The following is a 252-nucleotide window of genomic DNA, read 5'->3' on the forward strand; positions in this document are numbered from 1 at the left end:
TCAAGCGCAGGCAGATCGCAGGGCACAAGCTGGCACAAGAGCAGCGCAAGAAGCGCTTGGTTCAGCGGGTTTTGGACGATCCACGGCACTGGGAGAACGAGCGCAAGGCATACAGAACGAGCAGACAGAGTATCTGGAGACGCAGGTTATTCCGATGATCCTTCAAAATGAACGCGCCAAACAACAGCAAGTATATGACAATCTAGCTAATCTGCTGAATCCACTCATGCAACAACAAGGGTACACGGATCA

1 protein-coding gene is annotated in these 252 nt (G+C 51.6%); it reads left to right on the forward strand.

From position 1 onward, the window contains the following. Nucleotides 1-252 (forward strand): hypothetical protein (locus B0E34_RS21675; protein WP_228423126.1); only part of this gene is annotated, 252 nt, incomplete at both ends.

The organism is Chryseobacterium mucoviscidosis (assembly GCF_002177115.1).
Classification (GTDB): Bacteria; Bacteroidota; Bacteroidia; order Flavobacteriales; family Weeksellaceae; genus Chryseobacterium; species Chryseobacterium mucoviscidosis.